The organism is Pseudomonas sp. RV120224-01b, assembly GCF_003208145.1.
GTDB lineage: Bacteria > Pseudomonadota > Gammaproteobacteria > Pseudomonadales > Pseudomonadaceae > Aquipseudomonas > Aquipseudomonas monteilii.
In genome coordinates this window covers 1-6,438 of the sequence record NZ_QKMQ01000034.1, presented here as the reverse complement: position 1 = coordinate 6,438, position 6,438 = coordinate 1, and the positions used below count along the sequence as shown (strand labels likewise).

Below are 6,438 nucleotides of genomic sequence, written 5' to 3'. Positions count from 1 at the left end.
ACGGCGGCTTCGATGGCCACATGCTCGGCCAGCGGGCGGCGGTGCAGGCTGCGCGGGATCGGCAGTGCATCGGTCTGCTCGGCGGCGATGTCTTCCGGCAGCTCCAGGTGTACCGCACCCGGCTTTTCTTCTTCGGCCAGGCGGAAGGCTTCGCGCATGCGCGACGGGATGTTGTCGGCCGAGGCGAACTGGTGGGTGTACTTGGTGATGGGGTCCATCATGCCGCACACGTCGATGATCTGGAAGCGGCCCTGCTTGGACTTCTTGATCGGCTTCTGGCCGGTGATCATCATCATCGGCATGCCGCCCAGGTAGGCGTAGGCACTGGCGGTAACCAGGTTGGTGGCGCCAGGGCCGAGGGTGGACAGGCTGACGCCGGTCTTGCCGGTCAGACGGCCATAGGTGGCAGCCATAAAGCCTGCAGACTGCTCGTGACGGGTCAGTACCAGCTTGATCTTCGACTTGCGCAGGGATTCGAGCAGGTCGAGGTTTTCCTCACCAGGAATGCCGAACACATACTCGACACCTTCGTTTTCCAGGCATTGCACAACGACATCGGCGGCCTTGGCCATTTGGGGTACTACCTCAAAATCTTTGTGGGATTGCAGCGTTATTACACTGCGTGACTGAGATGTTGCAGGATGTCTCAGTGGCGCGCATCGTAGGCCCTCTGGTTAATAATAATAAATATATTGTTATGATGCTTAGCATCACAGCTTGTTATGAATGGTAGAACGCCTCAATGAACCTCAAGGCATTGCGCTGCTGCGTCGAGATCGTACGCCAGGGCAGCTTCACCAAAGCCGCGCAGCACCTGCACATCGCCCAGCCGGCACTGAGCATGGCCGTAACCCGGCTGGAAGAAGAACTGGGCGTCACCCTGTTCAACCGCACCACGCGCAAAGTGATCCTCACCGCCGAAGGCGAACAGTTTCTGCCGCGCATTGCATCGGCCCTGCGTGAGATGGATGTCGCCCGGCAAGAACTGCGCGACATGTCCGACCTGAAACGCGGTGAAGTGCGTCTGGGTATTCCTCCGATGTTCGGCCTGCACTATGTGCCCGGCTTGATGAATGCCTTTCGCAAGCTGTACCCCGGCATTGCCATGACCGTGTTCGAAGGCAGTGCCGAGGACATTGGCCACCGCCTGGAACAGCGTGAAATCGACCTGGCACTGCTGGAATCCAGGCGCGTGCCGCCCGACAAGGAGTCGATCCTGCTGGGCAGTGACGAGATGCTGGCGTGCATGCACCCCGACCACGCCTATGCCGGCAAAGCCTTCCTCACGGCGGAAGACCTGCGCAATACCGACATGGTGGTGTTCGACCGAACGTTCGTACAACGTCACCTGCTGGACGCGTTCTTCGCCGAACATGGCATTACTTACCAGGTGGCGCTGCAGAGCAACTTCGTCTCGCTGGTGGTGCAGGCCGCGTTGGACAACATGGGCGTGGCGACCCTGCTGCGCTCGGTGCAGCAGCGCACACCGGGCATCGTCGGGGTGCCGTTCCGGCCAGCGCAACTGATGAGCTTCCGCCTGTGCTGGCGGTCGGGGGAATACCTGTCGCTGGCCAGCAAGCGGTTCATCGATTTTGCCGCGCAGACACATTACCTGGAGCGTTGAGGCCAGCCTGTTGCGGCGCTTTTGTGGTTGAAGGCGCTCCTACAGATGAGCGGTCTTCAGCGCCAGATGCGCGATTACCTGTTCTGCCGCCCTTCCCAGGCAGCCTTTGAAAAAGTGGTTGGCACCCGCGTAAACCGAAACAGCCCGTTGCTGTGGCCCGGCCCATTGCAACAGGTTGGCCAGCGGTGCCATTTCATCATGTTCACCATGCAGCAGCAGACAATCCGTCGGCACTGGCAAAGGCTCGTAGTAGCGCCCGCCCGGTACATTGTCCACCGGCAGCCCTAACAACGCCACTGCATGCAACTGTCCTTCAAGTGCACAGGCCACACGGGCAAACACATAGGCCCCAAAGGAGAACCCGACCAGGGCCACGGGCAATTGCGGCATTGCCTGGGTCAGGTAACGGACGACAGCAATGCTGTCTTCGGCCTCACCTATGCCTTCATCATGGGCGCCTTGCGTCTGCCCCACCCCACGAAAACTCGGCCGTACCACTTGCCAACCAGCTGCGCACATCTGCCGCGCCAGCGTCAGCGGGACGATATGGCGTGGAGAGCCGCCAAGCAGCGGCTGTGGATGACTGACCAACACCACCCCCTTGGGTGGTCCGGCCGGATTGTCGATCAGCAGTTCGATCTGGCCGACCGGCCCATCGATCAGTAACGAGTTACGTGGTGTATCCGACATCGTTCTTGTCCATGCAAGCCAAATGAAAGGCGGGCCGGATGTCGGCGCACGCAAGCGGCAGTCTAAAAGAGCAGGCACACGGGCTGCCATCAATTACCGGCATTTCAGTTATGCCGGAGGTGTTTGCTGCCGGCCCAGTATTGGAGTACGTTTGTACTCCTGCCGTCCACTCCGGTAAAAAATGGCTGTACGCAGAACCTGCCTGAACCCAACAGGCGCGCGTGGAAGGCGGCCGGCTTTCTCGACGTTACGGCCGCAGATTGACTATGATCCCGCCTTGAACGTTTCAGCATGTTTCAGTAAGGATCCCGATGTCAGTCCAGGAACACCCCCCTCTCCCCAGCAAAACCACCGTCGCCAAGATGGAAGCCGCCATGGCGTTGGGCAGCTTCGCCATCGGCACCGGCGAGTTCGCCATCATGGGCCTGATGCCCGACATCGCCAACAACCTGCAATTGAGCGAGCCGCAGGTGGGCCACGCCATCAGCGCCTATGCACTGGGGGTGATGGTTGGCGCCCCGACACTGGCGATTCTGGGTGCCAAACTGCTGCGCAAGCACATGTTGTTGCTGTTGATGCTGCTGTATGCGCTGGGCAACCTGGCAACGGCCTTTGCCCCCTCGTTCAGCGGCCTGGTCGCCTTCCGCTTCATCAGCGGCCTGCCCCACGGCGCCTACTTCGGCATTGCCGCAGTGGTGGCCTCGAGCATGGTGGCGAAGGACCATCGGGCGGGTGCCGTTGCCCGGGTGATGATGGGCCTGACCTTGGCCATGTTGCTCGGCAACCCGGTGGCCACCTTCCTGGGCCAGTACTTCGGTTGGCGTTCGGCATTCGTGCTGGTCGGCGCGATTGCCCTGTGCACCATCGCCCTGGTGTGGCGCTTCGTGCCCCAGCGCCACGACGAAGTCCGCAGCGACCCGCGCAAGGAGCTGCAAGCCTTCGCCCTCCCGCAGGTATGGATGGCGCTGGCCATCGCTTCGATCGGCTTTGCCGGCATGTTCTGTGTATTCAGCTACCTGGCACCGACCATGCTGCAAGTAACCCAGGTGTCACCACAGTGGATTCCGTTCGGCCTGGCGGCGTTCGGCGTGGGCGGTATCGTCGGCAACATCGCGGGCGGCAAGCTGTTTGATCGCCTGCAGTTCCGCGCGGTGGGGCTGGTGCTGGTGTGGTCGATTGCCGTACTGCTGTTCTTCACCTTCGCCGCCCAGGCGCTGTGGAGCCTGCTGTTGGGTATCGGCCTGGTGGGTACCATGATTGCCCTGGCAGCGCCGCTGCAGATCCGCCTTATGGACATTGCCCATGAAGCACCAAGCCTGGCAGCGGCATCGAACCATGCGGCGTTCAACCTGGCCAATGCATTGGGGCCGTGGCTGGGTGGCATGGCGATTACCGCAGGCATGGGCTGGACAAGTACCGGCTTCATTGGCGCGGCGACCGCACTGGTCGGGTTGGGGATTTATCTGGTGGCGCGACGGATGAAAGGCGGCCATTGAAATACCCACGCCCACCGGGTGCGCGAAACGCCCGATAGCTCAGACCTGGATAGCTCAGCCCTGCATTCAGGCAGGGCTGGCCTGCGGCAGCTCGATGCGTACCCGCAACCCGCCACTGTCCGCAGCCAGCGCCGTGATGCTGCCGCCGTGCAACGCAATTGCCCGCTGTGCAATCGCCAGCCCCAGGCCAAAGCCATCGCCACTGTTATCGGTGCCCCGGTCGAACGGCTCGAAGATGCGCTGCAAGCGGGCCGGCTCTACGCCCGGCCCATGGTCGCTGACACTGACCTGCAACCATTGCCCGCCCGGCGCCAGCGCGGCCTGCACCAGCACCTCCGTACCGGCTGCGGTATAGCGCACAGCGTTGCGGATGATGTTCTCGAACGCCCGGTACAGCAGCTCTTCATGCCCGTGGATGAGAAACGTACCTTGGGCGTGCAAGGACACCTGGCACTGTTTCATACCCGCCTCGAAACGGGCGTCCTCGACGATCTGCGCCAGCAACTCGACCACATCCACGCTGGCAAAGTCGCTGTCGCCCTGCCGCGCCTGGGCGCGGGCCAGGGTCAGCAACTGCTCGATCAGGTCGTCCATTCGCCGCGACTCACGCTCGACCCGTTCCAGCATATCGAGCCGGTCGGGTTGCTGACGCATCAGGCCGATGGCGGCATGCATGCGGGTCAGCGGTGAACGCAGCTCGTGGGAAATATCATGCAGCAGGTTCTGTTGCGCCTGCACCAGGGCCTTGAGTTGACCGGCCATACGGTCACAGTCTTCGGCCAGCTCGACAATCTCGTCACGGCGTTTGCCAAGCCGCGGTTTCACGCGCACGTCGAACCGGCCCTGGGCCACCTGGCCCATCGCTTCACGCAGCCAAGCCAGCGGGCGTGTCAGGTACAGGCTGCACAAGAAGGCAAACAGCGCACTCATCAACGTGCCGGTAAACAAAGGGCCCATGCCACGCGGACGGGGTGGCTCGCCAACGGTTGTGGCCACCGAGGCCCGCAGTACCAGCGGGCGGCCTTCGCTGTCGCGTAATGCTTGCTCGAAACGGGCCACCTGCACCGCCTTCCCAGCCAGCAGTTGCCCCTGGCTATCGTAAAGGCCCACCTGCACATCGGGTGGCTGCGGCGACACATTCAGCAACTGCCGGCCGGCCTGTTCGCCATAACGCTGCAACAGCTGCAGCTCGGTGGCCAGCAGCGAACGCAGTGCCGGGCTGTCTCCACGCCAGTCATTGAGCATGAAGGTGGCTGCGCCCACCAGAAAGGTCAGGCTGTTGGCCAGCCAGAATGCCAGGAACAGCTTCCAGAACAGGCGCCGGCGCATCATTCGACTATCAGCATGTAGCCCATGCCACGCACGCTCTGGATCCAGCTGCTGCCGTCAGCGCGCGGGCCGAGCTTTTGCCGGATGCTGCTGACATGCACATCGATGCGCCGGTCGTAGCGGGTCAGCGGCCGGCCCAAGGCATTGAGCGACAGGTCCTGCTTGCTGACCAGCTGTCCAGCCTGGCGGGCCAACGCCTCAAGCAGGCTGAACTCCGAGCCGGTCAGTTCCAGCGTGGCGTCGCCCCAGTGCGCTTCGCGACGACCCGGCCACATTTTCAATGCACCCGTGCGCACTTGCTCAGGTGCACTGGCCTCGCCCATCAGCTGCGGCTGCACCCTGCGCAGAATCGCCCGCAAGCGGGCCACCAGTTCACCCGGCGAGCTGGGCTTGGGCACATAGTCATCGGCCCCCAGTTCAAGGCCGGCAATGCGGTCGATGTTGTCGCCACGGGCAGTCAGCAACAGCACAGGCACCTGACTGCGCGCGCGCACCCGCCGCAGCACTTCGATACCCGAGATACCCGGCAGCATCACGTCCAGCACCACCGCCTGGTACTGGCCGGACAACGCCTGGGCCTCGCCCTCCTCGCCAGTGTCCACGGCCGTGGCCTGGAAGCCTTCGCGCGCCAGGTACAAAGAGAGCATTTCAGTCAGTTCGCGGTCGTCGTCGACCAGCAGCACGGGGATCATCGGGGCCAGATATCGCAATTGCAGGGGCGTTAATGATCGCCCCCCACGGCGGCACTGTCACCGCCGGCCGGTCGGACTTTACACATCTTTACCCTCGGCTAACCGCGCCGTACACAGCCCGCCCGTATCCTCATCGCCCGCTGCTTGCGGGTTGCCCGCGCTTGCTCCCCTCCGAATCCGCTTGTCTGGAACCCCCGATGAACTACCCGCGCCTGTTGCTCTCCATCCTGTTGCTGAAAGCCACACTGGCCCAGGCCTCCCCGTTCAGGATCGCCGACATCCGCGTCAACGGCCTGCAGCGGGTTTCCGCCGGCAGTGTGTTCGGTGCCCTGCCGCTGAACGTCGGCGACCAGGCGGATGACCGCCGCCTGGTGGACTCGACCCGTTCCCTGTTCAAGACTGGGTTCTTCCAGGACATTCAGCTGAACCGCGATGGCAATGTGCTGATCATCAACGTGGTCGAGCGCCCGTCGGTGTCGAGCATTGAGATCGAAGGCAACAAGGCGATCAGCACCGAAGACCTGATGAAGGGCCTGAAGCAATCGGGCCTGGCCGAAGGCGAGATCTTCCAGCGTGCCACCCTCGAAGGCGTGCGTAACGAGCTGCA

At 62.8% G+C, this 6,438-nt stretch carries 7 protein-coding genes; 3 read left to right on the top strand and 4 right to left on the bottom strand.

Translation table 11 applies throughout. From position 1 onward, the window contains the following. On the bottom strand, window positions 1-572 hold a 572-nt coding region (locus N436_RS28315; RefSeq protein ID WP_256576315.1), incomplete at its 3' end, for a thiamine pyrophosphate-binding protein. A 170-nt stretch (window positions 573-742) separates the two neighbouring features. On the opposite strand from N436_RS28315, the gene N436_RS28310 reads away from it, so the two are divergent. Next, window positions 743-1,624 (top strand): LysR family transcriptional regulator, encoded by an 882-nt coding sequence (locus N436_RS28310; protein WP_105948200.1) that lies wholly within the window; start codon window positions 743-745, stop codon window positions 1,622-1,624. A gap of 39 nt (window positions 1,625-1,663) precedes the next feature. Here the strand turns inward: N436_RS28310 and N436_RS28305 are convergent, their stop codons facing one another. Next, window positions 1,664-2,314 carry an alpha/beta hydrolase gene (locus tag N436_RS28305; RefSeq protein ID WP_105948201.1) on the bottom strand — a complete coding sequence of 217 codons (651 nt, stop codon included), beginning with the start codon at window positions 2,312-2,314 and terminating at the stop codon, window positions 1,664-1,666. A gap of 311 nt (window positions 2,315-2,625) precedes the next feature. Here N436_RS28305 and N436_RS28300 point away from each other — a divergent pair, with 311 nt between their 5' ends. Further along, a complete protein-coding gene (locus N436_RS28300) occupies window positions 2,626-3,810 on the top strand; it encodes an MFS transporter (RefSeq protein ID WP_105948202.1) in 1,185 nt (394 codons plus the stop codon). A 66-nt stretch (window positions 3,811-3,876) separates the two neighbouring features. On the opposite strand, the gene N436_RS28295 is transcribed toward N436_RS28300, so the two are convergent. Together N436_RS28295 and N436_RS28290 are read right to left on the bottom strand one after the other, a co-directional pair. Continuing rightward, window positions 3,877-5,142 carry an ATP-binding protein gene (locus tag N436_RS28295; RefSeq protein ID WP_105948203.1) on the bottom strand — a complete coding sequence of 422 codons (1,266 nt, stop codon included), beginning with the start codon at window positions 5,140-5,142 and terminating at the stop codon, window positions 3,877-3,879. Then, entirely contained in the window at window positions 5,139-5,831 is a 693-nt protein-coding gene (locus N436_RS28290; protein ID WP_025755066.1) for a response regulator transcription factor, read from the bottom strand. The genes N436_RS28295 and N436_RS28290 overlap by 4 nt, the downstream gene beginning before the upstream one ends. Window positions 5,832-6,028: 197 nt before the next feature. Here N436_RS28290 and N436_RS28285 point away from each other — a divergent pair. Further along, window positions 6,029-6,438: POTRA domain-containing protein (locus N436_RS28285; protein ID WP_218277654.1), on the top strand; the 410-nt coding region annotated here is incomplete at its 3' end.

What these genes read in the sequence shown, in the direction of transcription:
- N436_RS28310 (WP_105948200.1), top strand. Translation starts at nt 743, where the DNA reads ATGAACCTCAAGGCATTGCGCTGCTGCGTCGAGATCGTACGCCAGGGC.
- N436_RS28305 (WP_105948201.1), bottom strand. Translation starts at nt 2,314, where the DNA reads ATGTCGGATACACCACGTAACTCGTTACTGATCGATGGGCCGGTCGGC.
- N436_RS28300 (WP_105948202.1), top strand. Translation starts at nt 2,626, where the DNA reads ATGTCAGTCCAGGAACACCCCCCTCTCCCCAGCAAAACCACCGTCGCC.
- N436_RS28295 (WP_105948203.1), bottom strand. Translation starts at nt 5,142, where the DNA reads ATGATGCGCCGGCGCCTGTTCTGGAAGCTGTTCCTGGCATTCTGGCTG.
- N436_RS28290 (WP_025755066.1), bottom strand. Translation starts at nt 5,831, where the DNA reads ATGATCCCCGTGCTGCTGGTCGACGACGACCGCGAACTGACTGAAATG.